Genomic DNA, 21,375 nt, shown 5'->3' on the forward strand with positions numbered 1-21,375 from the left:
ATGCAGATCTATTTGTACTTAATACTGTTATACCCATAATTGCAGGGGTGCCACTCTTCTGAAGCAGCAGGTTCAGCCTGGAGACAAGTGGAAACCTGTTTGAAATAGTAAAACCTTTAAATAGTAAAACCCCTCCACCGCCGCAACGATGAAGGGGTAAAATAGGTTAAAGGATGGAACCGCCGTTTATTTTGCAGCTTTGGCTGCGCTTAGAATGGCTTTCAGATAACCTTGGGTGTCCACCAGCGTTGCACCGCTTACAGCGTCAACAACCTGCTCTTTGCTTTTGTTCGTCAGTGTAGCTTCAAGGGATTTTATAGTTTTGCCTGTTGCGAATTTCTCTATAGCCGCCAGGTTCTTGTCATAGGCTACTGTCGATTTGGCTTCTTCCGTCATGTGCTCACTGTAGTATTTGGCGTTGGTCTTCTTGGAGGCCAGCACCATGTTCGGATCTTTGTAGTTCTTGCCGAAATCCTTGTCCGAGTTCGGTACACCAGTGGCTACATCGGTGCCCAGGAACTGATAATCATCCAGCGAAGCCGCTACAATTACGCCATTCTGTACTACAGCAACCGCTACGGTGAAGCATTTGGTGCCATGGGCAGCCGCTTCCACCCGGCCTACCTTAAGCGGTGCACTCGCTGCCGAAGTAACATTGTTCAGGGCTCCGCTGCTCCCTACCCCAACAAGTGCCAATGAGATACTGGCCACGAGCATTAACTTTGTAACTTTTTTCACAAATATTCCCCCAGTTCATCAAATAGACTGCGCTTACATCCTATTTTTATCAATATATTGACAGACCGTCAGTTACAAATGTTACTGGAAATCTGCAAATATCTGGATTGTGCATAGATTAGCTGCAGTTTTGTTTGATTGTCACCTTGTTATTCGTAATGATAACCTTGGAATATCCGGATAAAGTTTCGGTGTAGGAGCATATTCCGATGGTTATGGGAACGTCCGGTTCTCTTGGATCTGCATACTTCAGATAAATTCCGCCTTCACCGTTTAAGGTTAGCCGGGGCTTAATTTTTACGGTTTTTCCGCTTTTGAGTATCTTGCCAACTTCGTCTACTGACGCCTCCGCTGCTGCGCTGGTTACCACTCCTGTCTCCAGAATACTCAGCTCAAAGTCTGATTGATTGTCTACCCTCACCTGGAAGCTCTGAAGCTGGGCAACCAGACCCATTACGCCATATTTGTTGTCCAGCCGCACAACCAGCATTATTCCGGCGGCAATCACCAGAGTCAAGGCGGCTAAGATTCCTGCCACTCTGCGATTCCATCTCATGCCCACAGTCAGATCATCTCCTCATACTAGTAAGACGGGTTTGAGCGCGGAAATGTATCAGAGGGCACGTTGGCTAACTGGTGGCTACAATGAAATAAGTGGAAAAAGGGCAACTGTTCAACAGTAAATCTACGAATATCCGGCAACAGTTGGAAATCCACTTAACGTCCCCTGGAGAGTAATGGTGCGTAAATTAAATAGCATAAACCACTTATTGTTCGATATTTCTGCTCGGGGAGGTCGCAATGAACAACAACAAAATAACCGGGCCGCTATCCTCCAGAAATCAGAGAAACGCGGCCCGGCTGGGCATGGCATCTTTTTGAGTTACTTAACTTCAAAGAGCCGATTCGGTAATGGCCTACTCCTGATCTACGCCGCCGATTTGTGCGCGCAGACGGAGCATATCCTCCGGCCAGGGGTCAGCTACTTCGATGCGGCTCCGGGTCCAGGGATGGGCGAAAATCAGCTTCTCGCCGTGCAGCGCCTGGCGGTCGGAACTCTCCTTCTTCACCTTGGCTCCCGGCTTGAGAGGAGGAGCCGGCTGCTTGCCGGGTCCTTGCAGACCCGGCGTGAGACCCGCCTTCTCTTGCTCCTCGAACCAGGCCGTAATGGCAGACTTGACTTGTCCCGGTGCCGTGCGGAGCGGCTGCGTTGGGTTGCTGTCGCCGGAGGGAACCTCTGCCGTATGCCAGCCGGACCCTCCATAGAGATCATCCCCGAACAGCGGATGGCCCGCATGGCTGAGGTGGACACGAATCTGGTGCGTACGGCCCGTCTCCAGCTCCAGCTTCACTATAGTTCCGCCGGGCAGGGCCTCGCGTCCCACAATTCGTGTCACCGCCGCCTGCCCTCCCGGGGATACCCGTCGGCGCGCCGCATGATGGCGGTCGCGGCCGATTGGAGCATCGATCACCGTAAGCTCAGGCGGCACTGTGCCTTCAACAATCGCCGCGTACAAGCGGGATACGTTCTTCTCACGCATATCCTCATCAAGCACAAGCTGGGCGTATTCGTTCTTCGCATACAGCACAGGTCCGGTGGTATCCTTGTCCAGCCGGTGGATATGACGGACGGCAATGCCGCCGCCGGAAGCCGCATAATGCGCGGCTACGAGATGATCCAGCGTTACTCCCGTACCGCTGCCGTCCGGATGAACCGCCAGACCCGCAGGCTTGTGGACCACGAGGCAGAAGTCGTCCTCGAACAGCACCTCAGCCGCAGCCTCCTGCCACACCGGCTCGATTCCGGCTTCCCTGTGAGGGAACAGGGCCAGCCGCAGCCGGTCGCCCCTCCACTGGATGCCGTCCTCGCGGCGCAGCCGGGAATGCAGCTTCTCCGGCATGCCGGCTACGCCCAGCAGCCAGGTATCGATGGCTGCCGGTCTGTCGGCAGCCGCTGTAATGACCCGGCCAGGCATGGCTTCCAGCCATTCCCCGCGCCGGGTCCACTTGCCGCCGCCCGCGAAGCCGGCACTGCCCGCGCCGGACCGATCCTCCGGTCCGGCCGTCACAGCGACTTCAGGGCCTGGTAATGGCCCTCGATCGTATCGTCAATATCCTGCTCGCTGTGCGCAGCGGATACGAACATGCCCTCGAACTGGGAAGGCGGAACGCTGATGCCCTGGTCCAGCATTTTGCCGAAATAGCGCTTGAACCGCTCCAGGTCACTGGTCTTGGCTGTCTCGAAGTTAGTGACCGGCTCTTCCGTGAAGAACGGGCATACCATCGAGCCCACGCGGTTGATCGTCAGCGGAATTCCCGTATCCTGCGCATTGCGCTTAAGCCCCGCTTCCAGTCTCGCGCCCAGCGACTCCAGACGGGTGTAGACCTCAGGGGTCAGCAGCGCAAGCGTGCTATAGCCCGCCGCCATCGCCAGCGGATTCCCGCTGAGGGTACCCGCCTGATAGATCGGGCCGGACGGGGCAATTTGCTCCATAATCTCTCTTTTGCCGCCATAAGCCCCTACTGGGAGCCCGCCGCCGATTACCTTGCCGAAGCAGGTCAGATCCGGGTCCAGCCCGAACAGTCCCTGCGCACAGCCCCGGTCTACACGGAATCCGGTCATCACCTCGTCAAAAATCAGCAAAGCCCCGTACCCCGTAGTCACCTTGCGGAGACCCTCCAGGAACCCAGGCAGCGGTGGAACTACACCCATGTTTCCGGCGATCGGCTCAACGATGATAGCAGCAATCTCGTTGCCGTAACGCTCAAAAGCAGTTTTGACCCCGTCCAGATCATTGTAAGGCACGGTGATCGTGTTCACCGCCACACCCTCAGGCACGCCCGGACTATCCGGCAGACCCAAGGTGGCAACCCCGGAACCGGCTTTAATCAGCAGGCTGTCGGCGTGGCCGTGATAGGAGCCTTCGAATTTGAGGATTTTGCTGCGTCCGGTGAAGCCACGGGCCAGTCTGATTGCACTCATGGTCGCTTCCGTCCCCGAGTTCACCATGCGGACAATGTCCACGGAGGCTACGCGTTCTACCACGGTTTTGGCCATTGCGGTCTCCAGCAGGGTCGGCGCACCGAAGCTTGTCCCTCTAGCCGCAGTCTCCTGCAGCGCCTTCACCACCTCAGGATGGGCATGTCCCATAATCAGCGGTCCCCACGAGCAGACGTAGTCAATGAAGCTGTTGCCGTCAATATCGTAGATCCGCGAGCCTTCGCCCCTCTCCACATAGACCGGGGTCAACCCTACGGATTTAAATGCCCGGACCGGGCTGTTCACCCCGCCGGGAATATATTGTTTTGCTTCTTCAAAAGCGGTGCGGGAAGCCTCTTCCCGGCGGTTTAGCGGTATATTGCCCATGCTTGTCCCCTCCTGATCCTAGCCGCGCAGCCAACGGGCTGCGTCCTTGGCGAAATAGGTAATAATCACATCTGCTCCGGCGCGCTTCATGCCGGTCAGCATCTCCAGCACAACGGCCTGCTCATCGATCCAGCCCTGCTGCGCAGCCGCCTTGACCATCGAGTACTCACCGCTGACATTGTATGCAACGAGCGGCAGATCGAACTGGTCGCGGATCGTTCGGATCACATCCAGATAAGCCAGCGCAGGCTTCACCATCAGCATGTCTGCGCCTTCCAGTACATCGGAATCCGCTTCGCGGATAGCCTCCCGCAGATTAGCGGGGTCCATCTGATACGTCTTGCGGTTACCGAACTGCGGAGCGGAATCCGCTGCTTCCCGGAACGGGCCGTAGAAGGCAGAGGCGTATTTCACCGAATAGGACATGATCGGCACATGCTCGAAGCCATTCTCGTCGAGACCTGTACGGATCGCCTGAACGAACCCGTCCATCATATTGGAAGGCGCGATAATATCCGCCCCTGCCCGGGCCTGCGAGACCGCCGTGCGGGTCAGCAGCTCAAGCGAAGCGTCGTTGATCACATCCCCGTGCACCACACCGTCCACAGTATGAGTATGCACCATGCCGCAGTGGCCGTGGTCGGTGAATTCACACAGGCAGGTGTCGGCGACAACAAGCAGCTCGGGGTACCATTTTTTGATCAGCCGGGTTGCCTCCTGCACAATGCCATCTTCAGCGAAGCCGGACGAGCCCACCGCATCCTTCGTCTCGGGAATACCGAACAGCAGGACCGCCGGAATGCCCAGGGAAGCAATCTCATCCACCTCCGCCTTCAGCGTGTCCAGCGAGAAATGATACACGCCGGGCATGGAGCTGATCTCATTCTTCACACCGGTTCCATAGGTTACAAAAATCGGCTGGATGAAATCCAGCACGTTCAGGACGGTCTCGCGCACCATGCCGCGAATACCGGCCGACCCGCGCAAACGGCGGTGTCTGGTTATTGGAAAGCTCATTGCTGTATCCTCCTGTTCAGAAAGTAAGTATATACACACATCTATTCATCTTAAGCAGTATTGGGATGTTACCGTTATCGCCGATAACAGGCCCGACCCCGATCGCATCGCTCAACAGCAGCACTGACAGGTCTGGCAGGTCTAACAGAACAGCCTATCTCCGCCTTGTCGATTCATTCCAGCGGCAGAGCTCTTGCACCAGTCCTTCGATGGTGGCTTCTTCCGGGAGCAGTCCCGGTGTTAATCCTGCTTCAATGGCGGTCTGTTCGGTCACCGGACCGATGCAGGCAATCTTGACGCCCGCCAGCAGCGCAAGCGGATCTTCCAGCCCCATCCGCTTCAGGATGCCGAGGAAATTGCGCACCGTGGATGAACTGGTGAAGGTCACCGCATGAATGCGTTTCTCCTCCAGCAGCTTCACCAGTTCAATATCGTCTTCGCCGGTGACCACCGTCTCATACGTATCCACTTCCGTCACTGCAAGTCCCAGCTCCCTCAGCTTGCCGGGCAGCCATTCGCGAGCCAGATCGCCGCGCGGAAGCAGCACCTTCTGCCCTGGCTTAAGCTCCGGGCCGAACGCTTCAATCAGCCCTTCCGCCTGGAAGCGGCCGGGCAATTCTTCGGAGATCAGCCCGCGCTCTGCGAGCGCTGCCGCCGTACCCGGTCCCACAGCGCACAGACGCGCCCCGTGCAGGCTGCGGATATCCAGCTTCTGCTGCGTCAGATGCCGCATGAAGAAGTCTACGCCGTTCGGACTGGTGAAGAACACCCAGTCATACGCCGCAAGCCCGCCAAGTGCCGCAGCGATCTCTGCCTGCTTGTCCGCATCCCGCTGCATCACCGTCTCAATGACCGGGAACTCGTACGGCTCGCCGCCCAGCTCCTCGATCCGGTCCACCAGCTCGCTTGCCTGGGCGCGCGCCCGCGTCACGACAATCCGCTTGCCGAACAGCGGCAGCGCCTCCACCCACATCAGCTGCTCCCGCTGGAGCACAACGTCACCGACCACAATAACCGCCGGCGGCTGAAAATCCGCTGCCGTAACCTTCGCCTCAATATCGGCCAGCGTACCGGTCAGCGTCTCCTGATCCGCACGGGTCCCCCAGCGCACCAGCGCCACCGGGGTTTCCGGCGGACGTCCGTGCTTCATCAGCTGGGCGCTGATGTAGCCGATTTTGGCGACACCCATCAGGAATACCAGCGTGCCTGTCGCATTCGTTACTTTATCCCATTGAATGGAATGATCCAGCTTATCCGGGCTCTCATGCCCGGTAATAATCGACAGGGAAGACGATGCCTCCCGGTGGGTCACCGGAATACCGGCATACGCCGGGACGCTGATGGCCGAGGTAATGCCCGGAACAATCTCATAGTAGATACCATTCCGGCGCAGCAGCTCCGCTTCTTCACCCACCCGGCCAAAAATCACAGGGTCCCCGCCCTTCAGACGCACCACCGTCTTGCCCTCCAGCGCGAGGTCCACCAGCAGCTGATTAATATCCTCCTGCTTCATCGTATGGCGGTCCGAGAGCTTGCCTACGTATATTTTCTCACCGCCGGGCTTCATCCATTTCAGCAGCCTTGGACTGGCCAGCCTGTCATAGACCAGCACATCGGCCTTCTGGATACACTCCAGCCCCTTGACTGTAATCAGCTTCGCATCCCCCGGACCTGCACCTACCAGATATACCTTCCCCGCCATCTCCGTCATCCCCTTATCCCTCTACACATGCGATTCTGGCCTGCACAAGCTTCTCCTGAGCCCACACTATTCCCTGTCTAACCCTTACCCCTTATTCCCTTACATCCGCCAAAATCTTCTCCGCACCTCTGGCCACCAGCTTACGCGCGACCTCCGCACCCAGCTCCACCGGATCTTCACCGGTGCAGGTCTCCTTCAGAATGACCGCCCCGTCCGGTGTTCCGACCATTCCGGTTAACGTTATGGACGGCCTCGCCGCTGTTCCGGCTTCTGATTCAAGCACCGCATAGGCGCCAATTGGCACCTGGCAGCCCCCGTTCAGAGCACCGAGGAAGGTCCGCTCCGCCGTAACAGTAAGCGCCGTGCGCTCATCATTATACAGCGCCAGCAGCTTACGCAGCCCGTTGTCGTCCTCGCGGCATTCGATGCCGAGTGCGCCCTGGCCGACAGCGGGCAGGCAGACCTCAGGCGGCAGATAGGCCGTAATCCGGTCCTGCCAGCCCATGCGCGACAGCCCGGCCGCTGCCAGCAGAATCGCGTCATATTCGCCGCTCTCCAGCTTCTTCAGCCGGGAGTCGATATTGCCGCGTACCGGCTCAATGAGCAGGTCCGGCCGAAGCGCAGCCAGCTGGCTGGAGCGCCGCAGGCTGCTTGTGCCTACACGCGCGCCTTCCGGCAGCTCCTCAAGGCCCGCTCCGTTGCTTGAGATCAGCACATCGCGCGGATCTTCCCGCTTCGGCACCGCCCCGTTCATTAAGCCTTCCGGCAATTCGGAAGGCATATCCTTCATACTATGTACCGCCATATCAATGTCCTTGGCGAGCATCGCCTGCTCAATTTCCTTGACGAACAGACCTTTGCCGCCCACTTTGGACAGGGTCACATCAAGAATCCGGTCACCCTTGGTCACAATCTTATGCACCTCAAAAGTGAAATCAAAACCATGCTCACCGCACAGCCGCTCCAGATCGGCAATCACATGCCCGGTCTGCGTTAACGCCAGCGCACTTTGTCTGCTGCCCACTATAATCTTCCGCATGCCCATTCCTCCCTGTTTATGTCAGTCCCTTATTCCAGCCGCCGCCGTACAAACTCTCCCGTCCCGTGAATAAGCAAGATTGGGCCGCTTTCGCCGAATTCAAGGGTATTTATACACTTCATTCGCTCACTTAAGCCGCTTCCGCCGAATTCAAGTGTACTTTTACACCTCATTTGCTCACTTAAGCCGCTTCCGCCGAATTCAAGGGTATTTATGCACCTCATTCGCTCGATTGAGCCGATTTCGCCAAATCCAGGAGCACCTTTACCCTCATTCGCCCGCCTCAGCCGCTTCCCCCGCTATTCCTCCCGGTTGCGCGCGACCCAGGCTTCAATCTCCCCGGATGTCCATGGTATAAAGGTGCCCTGCCTCATCTCATCCAACACATCCAGCTGTCCCAGCCGCCTCAATAGCCGCGCCCGGACCGCCGCGGCTGGCTCCAGCCGCTTGATCTCCGTCCGCAGCTCATGCAGAAAATCCAGGTACGGCTCATATTCCTCGCCGAGCAGCCCCGCAATCTGCTGCGTAATCGCCGCAGCCGCAGACGGTCCCGCCCCGGAGGTCGAGACCGCAACCGTCAAGCGCCCGCGGCGGAGCACGCCGGGCGTAATGAACGTGCCCGCCTCCGCATGGCTGGCTACATTAACGGGCAGCCCCAGCAGCCGGGCTTCCCCCGCAACCCTCTCATTCACCGCTCGATCGTCGCTCGCGGCATAGACCAGAACAGCTCCCTGGAGATCCCCGGGAGCATACGGCCGGCTGATCCATTGCAGCCGCCCGCCCTCAGCCATCGCAGGCAGCGTTCCGCTTAGCGATGGGCTGATAATCAGGAGCTCCGCTCCTGCTTCCAGCAGCGGAAACGCCTTGCGTTCCGCCACAGCTCCGCCGCCGATAATGATTACAAGTTTGCCCTGAACATTCAGCATGATGGGCAGATAGTTGCTCATCTGTCTCACTCCAGCATCCAAAATCATCTATCCGCCAGAATTAGCATAATCCGGCCCGCATGATGTAGTACTCTTTCTCAGTAACACTACCCGCAATAGAGCACATAAGCATACAACGGGCAGCAACCTTAACTTACACATAATACCTTAGAAGTCCTGCCTCAACAGCCACTACAACTTCCCGCAATTTCCCCAGCGATCATCAGCCGCATGGCTTCGCGCAGTCTACCCTAGCACTCGTCAGCCGTAACAACTTCGCGCAGCCATCCCTAAGCTAATCATTCTTCACGTTTCACCGTTAATTCTCTTACTCCCCGCCCCAGCCATGGAACTCCGACCAGGAATTCAGCAGGAAGTTAAGAATAATGAAGCCGTATCCGGCAATGGCCCAGCGGGCCGTGACGGTACCGCTTCTGCGGCCGGAGAACTTCAGCACAAGGTAGACGATGTAGACTCCAAGGCCCGTAAGCGTAGTCAGAACCTTCGTATCCTGGAACAATGGCGCCCGTCCTTCCGCGACAATCGACAGACCCGCCAGAATCAGCGAGGCCAGCAGCAGCGGGACTCCGGCAAGGATCGCCGTGTAGGAATATTTGTCCATCGTCTCCAGGCTGGGCAGCCTGCGGACACGGTCATCCCACTTCTTATTCTTCAGCTTCGTATGCAGGAATAGATACATTATCGCAAATACCGTCCCCAGTGTCAGTGCGGCAAAGCTCAAATTGGCCAAAATTACATGCATCGCCAGCCAGCCGTGCACCGCACTCCAGCTCTGGAGGGTATGATCCTCTGCGGTCAGCCATACCCGGTTCAGCAGGAATACGCTGAAGCCCGCCATACTGAGCAGCAGAACCGTGAACTCGCCGCCGCGCATATACGCCACAGCAAATGAAGTTACAACCATACTGAAGGAGAACCAGAACAGGAAATCATAGGGCGTGAAAATCGGCAATCCGCCCTCCTGGGAGAAGCGGATCGCAAGGCCGGTCAGCTGCAGCAGGCCCACGACAGCAAGAAGCCCTGTGCCCAGCCGCTTTCCGCCCGGATTACGCCGAAGGCAATCCGAGAAAACAAACAGCAGGCTCAGGGCATATAGCAGCAGAGCGGCATCATATATTCCGTTCAGCAGTAGCATGTCGCTCACCCGCCCAGCAGACCGGCCGGGGTAAGCACCGCTCCCGGCACCCGGATCTCTCCGCCGGACGGCCGTTCAGCAGAACTGTGCTGAAGCGGTTCAACACTTCCACCGGCCGGACCTGCGTCCAGTTGCTCCTGCAAGGCGAAGATTTGAGTGAAATACTCCAGGGCTTCATTGCCCTGCTTGCCGCCGGACATCTCCTTGATGACATTGATCGGATCATGCATCATCTGGTTAACAATGCTCTTGGTCAGGCGGCGGATCACCTTGCGCTGATGCTCATCCAGCTCAGGCAGCTTGTTGAACAGACTATCCATCGTTTCTTCATAAATTCCGTTTGACTTGTCCTGCAGCGCACGGATCACCGGTCTGACGCCCAGCGTCTTCAGCCATTGCTGGAATTCCGCCATCTCGCCTTCAATCATAACCTCGATCTTGGCGGCTTCACTGCGGCGCATCTCCAGATTGCTCTCCACAATGCCCTCCAGATCATCAATATCATAGAGGAACACATCCGGTACACTGGCAGCGGCAGGATCAATATCCCGCGGCACAGCAATGTCGATCATGAACAGCGGCCGTGAAGGGCGGCGCTTCATGCCCTCGGCTACCTGGGCTGCCGTCAGCACATAGCCGTCCGCACCCGTGGAGCTGATCACAATATCCACTTCATCCAGAGATTTCAGCGCCTCTTCAATCGTGCGGGGTTTACCCGAGAATTTCTCGGCCAGCTCTACAGCACGGGATAAGGTACGATTGGCGACAATCACTTCCGCTGCGCCGCTGCTGTACAGATGCTTCACCGTCAGCTCGCTCATTTTGCCCGCGCCGAGAATGAGCACTCTTTTGCCGGTGAACATGCCGAAGATCCGCTTGCCCAGCTCCACCGCCGCATAGCTGACCGACACAGCGCTCTCGCCGATCGAGGTCTCACTGTGCGCACGCTTGCCGAGCGTCACCGCCTGCTTGAACAGCCGGTTGAACCAGGTTCCGGTAACCCCTTCCGCCTGGGCTGTCAAAAAAGCGCTGCGCACCTGTCCCAGGATCTGCGTCTCGCCAATCACCATCGAATCCAGACCGCAGGTCACACGCATCAGATGGGCAATCGCCTGCTCGTCTTCATATATATACATATGTTGCGTAAATACATCACTTCTTACTCCGAACCACTGCTCCATGAAGCTGCGGATGAAATATCCGCACATATGAAGGCGGTCCACGACCACATAAATTTCCGTCCGGTTACAGGTGGCGACAACGACCCCTTCCAGAACGCTCTTCGTCTGCAGCAGCTGATGAAGCGCAAGCGGCAGATCCTTCTCGGCAAAAGCGAACTGTTCCCTCACCTCTACGGGAGCCGTACGGTAATTCAGGCCAACGACGACAATATGCATCGCTTGTTCACCATCCTAATCTATATTCATTGGTGTAGGCACTGTTGCTGCTTATCAGCAGATATTAGAGTCAATTTCATAAGTTCCACGAACACTGTGTTAAGTATATCACATCAAAATACGGCTTTTACCAAAACCTTTGAACTATTTATGAATTGCAGATAATAATTAGTATAAACAAGTGGTGGGGGATTTGCCATAAATTTAATAGGATGGGACCGCTTTATTTATGAATCGGATTGACATCCATTCGGATAAGGTCAAAAGTCATATAATATAACACAATAATGAGATATTGACACACTTTATTACGAATGATAGCATATAACAAATGATATGAGTTAACTTTTATAACATATGTAGCGAAAATCATCTAAATCCTCGTTTCCAAGTCACACTTGTGTCAGTTGTTCCCCTTCAAACCTCTCTTGTATAAGCCCGTTAATCTGGAATGGGCGTATCTACAGGCAACCGTAAATTGCCCCAGGCTACAGGAGGCCAGACCAGCTGCCGGATCAATCAGAGCGGGCTCACGGGTAAGACCGGGCTTTTTGCTGCTGATGTATCCTGCTTTGGACTGCGCCTCCTTTAGCCTGGGGTTTTTGGCATCCATTATAATAGAAGGAGTGAGGGCATGAGTATGAGTCCATCCTACACACGGTTAAGTGAATCGATCCTCCAGGCCAGGAATGTGCGAATTTATAAAAATAAAGACACCGCCTATGACTTCAAGCTCTACCCCTTCGGAGAACGCGGAACGTACATCGCCCCCGAGCTGATCACTGAAATTACCCACAATCTGGCTGAAGCGGTAAGCGGGCATTTTCCGGATTTTGATTACATTGTCTCCCCTGAACCCGGAGGTCATACCTGGGGAATGCTGGCGGCCTACAAGCTGATGAAGCCGATGAATATCCTGCGCCTCAGCACGGAGCTGTATGACAATTATGAGGTTAGTGTCAGACGGGAAACGGCGTATAATGAGAATTATATTTATTTTGACGGATTCTCCGCCGGTGACCGCGTGCTGCTGCTGGATGATGTCATTAGTTCAGGCGCTACCATCCGCTGCATTGCTGCACAATTGTCCGTGATGAACGTTGAGCTTGTAGGGGTGCAGGCTATACTGGCCAAGGGAGAGCATTACAAACAGCTGGAAGCGGATATTGAAGTGCCCGTCCGATTTCTGTCCCAGGTATAACGTGTGAAAATATAGCAGGGGAGTGACAAGCCATGGCTTATTATTACAAGCAGCCTTCAAGGACCTTCAGCGAGTTCCTGCTGGTGCCCAGCCTGACCACCAAAGAGTGCATTCCGGGAAATGTGGATCTTCGCACCCCGGTAACCAAATTCCGCAAAGGGGAAGCCCCTGCACTGACGATGAACCTCCCGGTGACTTCGGCGGTGATGCAGGCCGTATCCGACCACAACATGGCAATTGCCCTGGCCAAAAGCGGCGGCATCTCCTTCATCTATGGCTCGCAGCCGATCGGGCAGCAGGTCGAGATGGTCCGCCGGGTCAAAAAGTTCAAAGCCGGCTTCGTCCTCAGCGACTCCAATTTGCGGCCGGAAGACACGCTTCAGGATGTGCTGATGCTGAAGGAGCGCAGCGGGCACTCTACCATTGCCATTACAGACAACGGAGAGCCGACAGGCAGGCTGATGGGCATTGTCACGAGCCGCGATTACCGCGAGAACCGCCTTCCGCCGGATTGTCCAATTACGGAGTTCATGACCCCGCTGGCTTCGCTGATCTACGCCGAAGAAGGGATTACACTGACCGAAGCCAACGATATGATCTGGGATCATAAGCTGAACTGCCTGCCGGTGGTGAATGCCAGCGGACATCTCATCCACCTGGTCTTCCGCAAGGATTATGACAGCCACCAGGAGTATCCGCTGGAGCTGCATGACGATAACAAACAGCTCATTGTCGGCGCGGGTATCAACTCCCGGGATTACAAGGAGCGCGTACCGGCGCTGGTGGAGGCTGGAGCAGATGTGCTGTGCATTGATTCCTCTGACGGGTATTCGGAGTGGCAGGCGGAGACCATCCATTATATTAAGGATACTTTCGGGGAGAACGTGAAGGTCGGGGCAGGCAACGTCGTTGACAAGGAAGGGTTCCTGTATCTGGTGGAAGCCGGGGCGGATTTCATCAAAGTCGGCATCGGCGGCGGTTCCATCTGTATTACCCGCGAGCAAAAAGGGATCGGACGCGGCCAGGCCTCCTCTGTCATCGAAGTGGCGGCGGCCCGCCAGGAATATTACGAGCAGACCGGCATCTATGTCCCGATCTGCTCCGATGGCGGGATTGTCCATGATTATCATATTGTGCTGGCGCTGGCGATGGGCGCGGACTTCGTGATGCTGGGCCGCTATTTTGCCAGATTCGATGAGAGTCCGGGACGCAAGCTGCTGGTCGGCGGGAACTTCGTCAAGGAATATTGGGGCGAGGGGTCCAGCCGTGCCCGCAACTGGCAGCGCTATGACTTCGGCAATGCCGATAAGGAGAGCAAGCTGGAATTCGAGGAAGGCGTGGATTCCTTCATTCCCTATGCCGGACGGCTTAAGGACAATCTGGATCTCAGCATCAGCAAAATCAAATCCACCATGTGCAATTGCGGCTCGCTGACCATCCCGGAATTGCAGCAGAAGGCGAAGATTACCCTCGTCTCCTCCACAACGATCTTTGAAGGAGGCGCACATGATGTTATGCTTAAGGAAAAGGACCGATCCTCCTCGTGATCCAGTCCTAACCCATAAGGAGCGTTAACCATGCAAATTACCAAAGTTCTGGTCAGCAAGGACCAGTTACAGCAGCGAGTACAGGAATTGGGTGCTGAAATATCGCGTGACTATGCAGGCAAGGAGCTGGTACTCATCGGCATCCTTAAGGGTGGTGCCGTATTTATGTCCGATCTGATGCGCGAAATCACCTTCCCGGTCGGCATCGACTATATGTCGGTGTCCAGCTACGGTGCAAGCTCCACCTCCTCCGGTGTCATCACGATCAAGAAGGATATCGACATGGATATCCGCGGCAAGCATGTCCTGCTCGTGGAGGATCTGATCGACACCGGGCTGACGCTTCAGCATCTGAAGGAGCTGTTCGCCTTGCGTGAAGCCGCAAGCGTACGCATCTGCACCATCCTCAGCAAGCCCTCGCGCCGCCTGGTCGAAGTTCCCATCGATTACAGCGGAATCGATATCCCCGATGAGTTCGTTGTCGGCTATGGCCTGGACTACGCCGAGCAGTACCGCAATCTGCCGGAGGTCTGGATTGTGGAGACCGGGGACTAACAGGGTCAGATTTAAAAAGTTGGAGTGGGCGCGATGAGCGGGCTCTAACGGACCTGAGAGACCCTATTCCCAGGAAAACGCCCCTTTTTGAGGTTTAACGGACGGAGTGGAGCCTATCGTCTCTCTACGAGATGTTTAAGAGTAGAAATTCCAAGAATAAGCTCCATCGGGTCCGTTACTTTGCCCAGATGGTGGCTTTCCTCTGGAATAAGCGCGCCTCAGTCCGTTACACCTTGCCAAACACCGCAATGAACAACCCCCATCTTCATCTGGGAATGGCACTTGAAGGGGGTAGCTCCGTTATTGGAGGATCGCTTCTTTGCGTTTCTGGTGTTCGCTGCTTGCTTCAGCAGGTTGTGGGCGAGCGAAAGCCAGCCGACCTCCAGCGTCACTTTTTCCAAGCCGCGAAATAGAAAGCGCCGGAAGCCCCTTGCTCTCATGTTAGCATTGGCCTCGATTTTGGTTCCGTCCACAAAGTAATGTTCCAGAGAAATGTAATGTTCGTTCGCTAGAAACTGAAGGATGGCGGTAAAGATCGTTTCCAGAACCTCTTTCATCCGTTCGAAGCGAAAACTTTGGTGAGCATTTTGGGGTGGTAGATGTCACGGCCACCACCGGGGTAAGCCGCGTCAAAGATAGCATCGTCTAACTGGTTATTTTTAAGAATGGACGAGCCATTTCCCGCTCAAACAGCGGAGCGGACGGAACGATTGTGGAAAAGCGGCAGCGGTCGCCTTTGTGTCCGGATTTTCACCGCTAAGGGGAATATATAAAATCTGGACACAACTGCGATTGGAACAACGGTCCGTTTGCGGAGCGTCCATCTAAGTGCTCACGTTGATCCTATTCCGCAAGTGGAAACGGCATTGCCGTCCTTTGTAAGGACGGTACCGTTTCAGCGAGAAAGATAAGGATAATTATAGCGCGAAGCATATACATTCTTATCTTTCAATAAAGAGCTGTCCCAAGCAGCCATTTCATGGCTTTTGGGACAGCTCCTTGTGTTGCAATATTACCTCTGGACCCAGAAACTCCAGCGTGCCATTGCTGTTTTCACACCCCGTTATCACTCAACAACATAAGTTTTGCTCTCAAAGCCCGCTCAGCAGATCAACATTAAGATAGTTCGTATTGCCGAGTGCGCTGTTATACCCCAATTGAATGGTGTTGGAGCCTGCGTTCAGCGGTACCGCGACGGATACCGTTCCGTAGGTGCTCCAGCTGGAGGTGGAATTGAACACCAGATTGGAGGCGGTGACCACGCCGTTCACTTTTACGAAGCGGGAAGCATTACCGGCCGCAGCCGCATAGCGGAAGGTCACGGTCCGGGTTCCGGCTGTATTCTGGTTGACATAGAAATCAATGGAGGTGCCGCTTGTGTTCCATCCCCCGACATACCCTCTTCCTGTGAATCCGGCATTGCTGCTCTCATTGATCATGCCGCCGCCGTTCACCAGCGTCCGCGCTGCATTCTCTGCTTCGTAGGCTCCATTGCCTGCAATGTATCCGGTGTAGCCATCAGCGGGAACGAACTGCAGAATGGAAGCGCCCGCAGCAGCGGCCAGACTCTGTACATAGGAAGCGCCCGTATTACGCAGCCAGTCGCTGCCGATGATTCCATCGCTTACGCGGCGGTGATTCCAGGCCTGCGTTGCATTCTGCTGGAGGAAGCTCAAGTATTGCGGCTGTCCGCCCAGTGTACGAAGACGGTTCAGATTGCGGGCGAAAATCATTTTGAAGCCTGCAGCATCATTCTCCCCTTCATAAAGCAGCGTCTGGGCTGAGACCATTTTATTAACGGCATACCCGGCGGCATTATTGGCATCCGTAAGATAGGCGGCAGTTCCGGTAGCCTGATACAGGGATACAGCCGCACCCAGGAACGTTCCGTAATTATAAGTGAAATCCCAATCCTTAACGATACCGCTGCCTGCCCCTTCAATATGATCATTGATTTTGCTGCCACTAACCAGGGTAGACTTGGTCCAGTTATAGATTTGAGTAGCCTTGGTCAGATACGCAGGATCATTGTAGGCACTATACAGCTTAACTGCGGTCATGACCATCGGAGCATTCGTCGCCATATTCTTCTGGGCATTGGCCTGGCCCGGCACATGCGCGTCCCTTCTCCACCAGATTCCCCCGCCGTACGCGCCGGTGTCCCATTCGTTGTAGATTTGGCCAAACAGGAAGCTGGCACGATTCAGATACTCCGTGGTTCCCGTCAGCTCATAGGCTCTTGCGCAGGCCAGCGCCCACCAGCCCAGATCATCGTTGAACGGATTCGTCATCATATCCGGGTATTTGGCGTTAAATCCGGTGTAGATCTCATCAATCATCGTGCGGTAGACAGTGCTGTTCGTGCGTTCATAGGCATCCATCACAGTCTCCCAGAGCTGTGCTTCCCACCAAAAATCGGTGTAGAGCCCCCCATCCGGTCCATGGGCATGCTCGGAATGAATCTGATGATCGCTGTTAGTATAGAAGTATTTGGCGGAGGAATCATAGAATACCTGCACAAATGAGTTCATGGCAGCATCAGCATTGGAGACGGTGAAAGCCTCTGCTGTACTTCCCGCACCGGGAGCCGGCACAGACAGAGACAGGGACAACAGACAGAGAACCGCGGCCGTTCTTATTTTCTTCCAGGTGAACATTTCCAAATACCCCCTTCATTTGTACATCCAGTCCATAACCGTCAGGCGGCAATGGACTACTGGTTAAGCTTGGCGGCTCCCTCAAGCAGCATCAGACCGCTGAGCTGTACACTGAGCTGTACCGGCAGCCCGGGAGCTTGCTCCCAGGAGGGTCCGCACAGTCCCAGCGTCCGGTCCAGCCCTTGTGCCCACAGCGTACGGGCATTGGCCAATATGACTTCACGGACCCGGTCATTTCCGGGGAAATGCTGCTCCAGCTGTACCAGATAGCGGATCAGAATCCCCTTAAACAATCCGGTATCGTCAATCCCTTCATCCGGCAGCAGCAGAGATTCGCTGCGACATAGACGGTCGAAGCAGGCCTCAGCGGTCCGGCGGGCATCTGCGGCATAGGCGGGATCGCCGGTGACACGGCACAGCTCGACTCCCGCTCCTATGAATACTCCCTGGCAGTAAGTAAATTCCCAGTCGTAATCAATCCGCCCATCCCCCAGCCGGTTGATTCCATCCCATACGAACCCGGTGTCCGGGTCCACCAGATTCGCCTGGTTCCAGCGGTAAATACGGATCGCCCAGTTCAGATCCTCCTCATGCCCAAGCAGCGAGTATAGGCGGGCGGCCAGAATAGCGGCCGGGGCATTCGCCGGTGTGTTCTTATAATCCAGCTGATCTTTTTTCCAGGCCATACCTCCCCCGAAGTGCTCATTCCAGGCTGTCTGAATATCCGACCATAATTCAAGCACAGCACTCAGATATTCCGCTTCTCCGGTAGCATGATAGGCCCGCAGCAGCGCAAGGGCAGTCCATTCCATATCATCATAATAATTATGCGTGAATGTCCCGCCGTTATAGGCGTGCAAGCTGCGGCTCAGGCTAAGGATGCGCTCGGCATACCTGGAATCCCGTGTCCGTTCGTAAGCATCGGTCAGAATATCAATGACATGAGCCTGCCACCAGTAGTAGAAATTGTCGCCTGTCCTGCTGTATTCCCGCGGATACCATTGGTTCATAATTCCGCTGTCCTCATTATGGTAATGCTGCCACAGGGAGTCCTGGAGCCAGTCCGCACGCGCTGCCCAGTTCTCTGCCGGTGATGTCCCGTTAGAATGATCCATAAAGCCAGCTCCTCCTATTTAAAATGAGGCTTGAGCCTTCGGCTGCCCGCCAGCACAGCCATCCGCTCCAGCAGCTTGATGCCGCTCAGCTGGGTGCTCAATTGCACTACGCCCGAAGGCACCGTAGTCCAATCGGGTCCGAACAGTACCCGGTCTGCCGGCTTCCCCTGGTCCCACAGCCTCTCTGCGTTGCTGCGCAGGAAGGCCGCGGCGGCTCCGTCTCCCGGATCGGCTTGTGCCAGTTCTGCCGTATAGCGGACCAGAATGCCCTTGAAGAGACCGGCATCGCCGCCGCCCTCATCCGGGAGTATGCCGGAATGCGGGCCAGCCAGCTCCTTGACCGCTGCGCCGAACGTGCGCCGGGCCTCCTCCAGATAGTCACGGCTCCCGGTAATCCGGTACAGCTCGATAGCCGCACCGATATAAACCCCTTGATTGTACGTATATTTCCAATCCTTATCGATCCCGCCGTCACCGGTACGGTTCATCCCATCCCAGACGAAGCCCGTGTCCGGGTCCACCAGACGGGATTGCTGCCAGTTATATAGCGTATGCGCCCACTCCAGGTCCTGCGGATCTCCGAAAGCCTGATACAGCCGGGCGGCCAGGATGGCAGCCGGTGCATTGGCCGGGGTGTTCTTGTAATCGAGCTGCGATTTCTGCCAGGCGATGCCGCCCCCGGAATGGCTGTTCCAGCCGGTTCTGATATCCGTCCAGAGGATCAGGACTGTCTCTTTGTACAGCTCCTCTCCTGTTGCCTGATAAGCGCGAAGCCAGGCCAGGGCCATCCACTCCATGTCGTCGTACAGCTCATTGGGCCATACTCCGCCGTTGCGGCGGAGCAGTCCCGCATGCAGCGCGGCTAGCCGTTTACGGTATTTGTCAGCCCCCGTGCGCTGCAGACCATCCACCAGCACATCCACGGCATGAGCCATCCACCAGTAATGAAAGACCTCATTATCTTCGTCTTCCAGACATGGTGTCTCAATGTCATACATTCCGATAGCTTCGTTCCAGAAGAATATATCCAGCGCTTCCTGCGCCGAGTCCGCCCGTTCCGCCCATTGTTCAAGCTCTATTTGCTTCATATGCTCTCTCCCCGTCTATGATTTGCCTCCCGCAGAGGGCTCAGCCTTTAATGCCGCTGAAGGCAATTCCCTGTACAAAATAACGCTGCAGTGCCAGGAACAGCACCAGTATCGGCAGAATGGCCACCAGCGCCCCGGCCATCATCGGCCCGTAGTCCGTCTGGAAGTTATAAGAAAATGCCTGCAGGCCCATCTGAATCGTTGCCTTATCCGGATCATTCAGCACGATCATCGGCCATAAGAAGCTGTTCCAGCCCGCCTGGAAGGTGAAAATACTCAAGGTCGCCAGCGCCGGACGGGTAAGCGGCAGATAAATCCGCCAAAAAATTTTAAATTCTCCGCAGCCCTCAATCCGGGCCATCTCCAGCATGTCACTGGGGAGCGTCAGAAAAAATTGCCGCATAAAGAACACCGCGAAGCTCCCGGAGGCCCCGGGAAGAATGATGCCCCAGAACGAGTTCATCAGCCCGTTGCCGCCCCCGCCAAAAAGATCATTGCCCCCAGCAAACGGGATATGGCGCATCACATACACTGTCGGAATCATGGTCACAATGCCGGGAATCATCATTGCCGCCAGCAGCACGCGGAACACCGGCTTGTTCAGCCGGAATCTCAGCTTCGCAAAGGCATAACCGCTGAGCGATCCAAAAAACAGGTTAGCCAGAACGCCCGACACGGCAAGCACCAGCGAATTCCAGAAGAATAAAGCAAACGGCACCGTTGAAAAGGCTTTGCGGTAATGCTCAAAGGTTAAATGCTGCGGAAACCATTGGATCGGCATCGCAAAAATCTCATCATCCGGCTTGAGCGAGGTCAGCAAACTCCAGTAGAATGGCAGAAACATAACAACTGCTATCAGGATACATACCATGTAAAAAATGAGCTTGTTCAAGCCCTGCTTCAAGGCTGAGCCGCCTGTAACACCCATCCTGTGAACCTCCCTTTCCTGGACAAGCTGCCCCTAAATGATCGACTCTTCCGCTTTGGAGACCCGCATATTAATCAGCGAGAAAATAAGAATGGCGACAGCAAGCACAAAGGCCTGCGCCGAAGCATAGCCCATCTGCAGCTGGTTGAAGCCCTGCTGATAGATTAGATAGACCGGGGTCTTGGTCACATTGGCCGGACCGCCCTGCGTTAGCACAAACGCCTGGTCGAACAGCTGCAGCGCACCGATAATTGCCATCGTACTGACCAGGAAGGTTGTTGGCCGCAGCTGCGGCCAAGTGATGAAGCGGAAGCTGGCCCATTTGTTCGCCCCGTCCAGCCGTGCCGATTCATAGAGATAATCCGGGACCCCCTGCAGACCGGCCAGATAAATAATCATATTGGAGCCGACCGATTGCCAGAGAGTGAGCATTACAATGGACAGCATGGCCGTACTGGTCTCGGACAGCCAGGCAGGGCCGGTAATGCCCACATAGGACAATAAGCCGTTCACCAGGCCGAATTCCGGATGCAGCAGCCAGATCCATACCGTCGCCGCCGCTACCGCCGATGTCAGCGTGGGCAGATAATAGAAGGTGCGGAACAGCTTGACTCCCCGCCACGCCCTGCTCAGCAGCATCGACAGCAGCAGGGAAATAATAATATTGAGCGGAACAAAAATAACGGAGTACAGGAACACATTCTTGAACGTCTTCCACAGCAGACTGTCTTCAATCAGGCGGCGGTAGTTGTCCAGGCCGACCCAGTCATTTTGGCTAAGCACATCATAGTTGGTGAAGCTTAAATACAGAGCCATCACTACAGGGATAACTGTAAACACAGTGAACAGCAGCACCGTAGGCGTAATGAATACATAAGCAGTCCGGGCTTCGTGCCGTTCCACTTTTCTCATGGAAGCCATACAACTCCCCCTCTCCTCATC

General features: G+C 55.6%; 18 protein-coding genes, 1 pseudogene and 1 riboswitch. Of the genes and pseudogenes, 3 read left to right on the top strand and 16 right to left on the bottom strand.

Annotated elements, in window-relative coordinates:
* Window positions 1-186: 186 nt before the first annotated feature.
* From MHH28_RS15485 to hemA, 10 genes and pseudogenes are all read right to left on the bottom strand, one after another.
* Window positions 187-738 (bottom strand): hypothetical protein, encoded by a 552-nt coding sequence (locus MHH28_RS15485; protein WP_405116378.1) that lies wholly within the window; start codon window positions 736-738, stop codon window positions 187-189.
* A gap of 118 nt (window positions 739-856) precedes the next feature.
* Complete coding sequence (locus MHH28_RS15490) at window positions 857-1,276, bottom strand: hypothetical protein (RefSeq protein ID WP_405116380.1); 420 nt, start codon at window positions 1,274-1,276, stop codon at window positions 857-859.
* 718 nt (window positions 1,277-1,994) lie between these two features.
* A pseudogene (locus MHH28_RS15495) lies at window positions 1,995-2,714 on the bottom strand (RluA family pseudouridine synthase); the annotation flags it as partial.
* A gap of 89 nt (window positions 2,715-2,803) precedes the next feature.
* Window positions 2,804-4,105: a glutamate-1-semialdehyde 2,1-aminomutase gene (gene hemL / locus MHH28_RS15500; RefSeq protein ID WP_405116382.1), complete on the bottom strand. Its 1,302-nt coding sequence runs from the start codon at window positions 4,103-4,105 to the stop codon at window positions 2,804-2,806.
* An 18-nt stretch (window positions 4,106-4,123) separates the two neighbouring features.
* Window positions 4,124-5,122 carry a porphobilinogen synthase gene (gene hemB, locus MHH28_RS15505; RefSeq protein WP_405116384.1) on the bottom strand — a complete coding sequence of 333 codons (999 nt, stop codon included), beginning with the start codon at window positions 5,120-5,122 and terminating at the stop codon, window positions 4,124-4,126.
* A 154-nt stretch (window positions 5,123-5,276) separates the two neighbouring features.
* Window positions 5,277-6,824 (bottom strand): uroporphyrinogen-III C-methyltransferase, encoded by a 1,548-nt coding sequence (gene cobA / locus MHH28_RS15510; protein ID WP_405116386.1) that lies wholly within the window; start codon window positions 6,822-6,824, stop codon window positions 5,277-5,279.
* 91 nt (window positions 6,825-6,915) lie between these two features.
* Window positions 6,916-7,863, bottom strand: a complete 948-nt coding sequence (gene hemC, locus MHH28_RS15515; protein WP_405116388.1) for a hydroxymethylbilane synthase — start codon at window positions 7,861-7,863, stop codon at window positions 6,916-6,918.
* Between the two features lie 299 nt (window positions 7,864-8,162).
* Window positions 8,163-8,810: a bifunctional precorrin-2 dehydrogenase/sirohydrochlorin ferrochelatase gene (locus MHH28_RS15520; RefSeq protein ID WP_405116390.1), complete on the bottom strand. Its 648-nt coding sequence runs from the start codon at window positions 8,808-8,810 to the stop codon at window positions 8,163-8,165.
* Window positions 8,811-9,117: 307 nt separating this feature from the next.
* Window positions 9,118-9,945, bottom strand: coding sequence for a cytochrome c biogenesis protein CcsA (gene ccsA / locus MHH28_RS15525; RefSeq protein ID WP_405117122.1), 828 nt, complete (start codon window positions 9,943-9,945; stop codon window positions 9,118-9,120).
* A 5-nt stretch (window positions 9,946-9,950) separates the two neighbouring features.
* Window positions 9,951-11,342 (bottom strand): glutamyl-tRNA reductase, encoded by a 1,392-nt coding sequence (gene hemA / locus MHH28_RS15530; RefSeq protein ID WP_405116393.1) that lies wholly within the window; start codon window positions 11,340-11,342, stop codon window positions 9,951-9,953.
* A gap of 408 nt (window positions 11,343-11,750) precedes the next feature.
* A riboswitch (purine riboswitch) is annotated at window positions 11,751-11,853 on the top strand.
* Window positions 11,854-11,976: 123 nt separating this feature from the next.
* Here hemA and MHH28_RS15535 point away from each other — a divergent pair.
* Genes MHH28_RS15535 through hpt form a run of 3 tightly spaced genes read left to right on the top strand, consistent with a single transcriptional unit; the run spans window position 11,977 to window position 14,645 of the window.
* Window positions 11,977-12,543, top strand: a complete 567-nt coding sequence (locus MHH28_RS15535; protein WP_405116395.1) for a phosphoribosyltransferase — start codon at window positions 11,977-11,979, stop codon at window positions 12,541-12,543.
* Window positions 12,544-12,575: 32 nt separating this feature from the next.
* Window positions 12,576-14,090 carry an IMP dehydrogenase gene (locus MHH28_RS15540; protein WP_405116397.1) on the top strand — a complete coding sequence of 505 codons (1,515 nt, stop codon included), beginning with the start codon at window positions 12,576-12,578 and terminating at the stop codon, window positions 14,088-14,090.
* Between the two features lie 30 nt (window positions 14,091-14,120).
* Window positions 14,121-14,645: a hypoxanthine phosphoribosyltransferase gene (gene hpt, locus MHH28_RS15545; RefSeq protein WP_405116399.1), complete on the top strand. Its 525-nt coding sequence runs from the start codon at window positions 14,121-14,123 to the stop codon at window positions 14,643-14,645.
* A 218-nt stretch (window positions 14,646-14,863) separates the two neighbouring features.
* Here the strand turns inward: hpt and MHH28_RS15550 are convergent, their stop codons facing one another.
* The 6 genes from MHH28_RS15550 to MHH28_RS15575 form a co-directional block, all read right to left on the bottom strand.
* Window positions 14,864-15,202, bottom strand: a complete 339-nt coding sequence (locus MHH28_RS15550; protein WP_405116401.1) for a hypothetical protein — start codon at window positions 15,200-15,202, stop codon at window positions 14,864-14,866.
* A gap of 534 nt (window positions 15,203-15,736) precedes the next feature.
* Complete coding sequence (locus MHH28_RS15555) at window positions 15,737-17,302, bottom strand: glycoside hydrolase family 76 protein (protein WP_405116403.1); 1,566 nt, start codon at window positions 17,300-17,302, stop codon at window positions 15,737-15,739.
* A 56-nt stretch (window positions 17,303-17,358) separates the two neighbouring features.
* Complete coding sequence (locus MHH28_RS15560) at window positions 17,359-18,417, bottom strand: glycoside hydrolase family 76 protein (RefSeq protein ID WP_405116406.1); 1,059 nt, start codon at window positions 18,415-18,417, stop codon at window positions 17,359-17,361.
* 14 nt (window positions 18,418-18,431) lie between these two features.
* The gene (locus MHH28_RS15565) at window positions 18,432-19,505 is read right to left on the bottom strand and encodes a glycoside hydrolase family 76 protein (protein ID WP_405116409.1); all 1,074 of its coding nucleotides are present in this window, start codon (window positions 19,503-19,505) and stop codon (window positions 18,432-18,434) included.
* A 40-nt stretch (window positions 19,506-19,545) separates the two neighbouring features.
* Window positions 19,546-20,433: a carbohydrate ABC transporter permease gene (locus MHH28_RS15570; RefSeq protein WP_405116411.1), complete on the bottom strand. Its 888-nt coding sequence runs from the start codon at window positions 20,431-20,433 to the stop codon at window positions 19,546-19,548.
* Between the two features lie 33 nt (window positions 20,434-20,466).
* Window positions 20,467-21,354, bottom strand: coding sequence for a carbohydrate ABC transporter permease (locus tag MHH28_RS15575; protein ID WP_405116414.1), 888 nt, complete (start codon window positions 21,352-21,354; stop codon window positions 20,467-20,469).
* Between the last annotated feature and the right edge of the window lie 21 nt (window positions 21,355-21,375).

This window comes from Paenibacillus sp. FSL K6-1217 (genome assembly GCF_045040735.1).
In the GTDB taxonomy this organism is placed as follows: domain Bacteria; phylum Bacillota; class Bacilli; order Paenibacillales; family Paenibacillaceae; genus Paenibacillus_AQ.